This window comes from Curtobacterium sp. MCBA15_005, from assembly GCF_001864855.1.
Classification (GTDB): domain Bacteria; phylum Actinomycetota; class Actinomycetes; order Actinomycetales; family Microbacteriaceae; genus Curtobacterium; species Curtobacterium flaccumfaciens.
Map to the genome: position 1 here is coordinate 4,973 of NZ_MJGL01000024.1, position 345 is coordinate 5,317.

The 345-nt window shown below is 71.9% G+C and carries 1 protein-coding gene; it reads left to right on the forward strand.

Annotated elements, in window-relative coordinates; genetic code table 11:
* The coding region (locus BIU89_RS11725) for a tautomerase family protein (RefSeq protein WP_071246738.1) at nucleotides 1-303 on the forward strand (303 nt) is incomplete at its 5' end.
* Nucleotides 304-345 lie beyond the last annotated feature (42 nt).

Consider the following 345-nt stretch of genomic DNA (forward strand, 5'->3'; position numbering starts at 1 on the left):
GTGCGGGACCGGTTCCAGGTGATCACCGAGCACCCCGCGCAGCAGATCATCGCCGAGGACGCCGGCCTGGGGTTCGAGCGCACCGAGGGCGTCATCGTCATCCAGGTGTTCACGCAGCGCGGGCGGACCGACGAGGCGAAGGCGGCGCTGTACCGGGCGATCCACGACGCCCTCGCGGCGATCGGTGTCGCGTCCGAGGACGTCTTCATCGGCTACGTCGAGAACGGGCCGCAGGACTGGTCCTTCGGCTTCGGGCGTGCCCAGTACGTCACGGGTGAGCTCGGGGTGCCCGCGCTCGGGTGAGCGGTGCTGGTGCGGGTGCGGGCGCGAGTGCGGGTGCGGGGT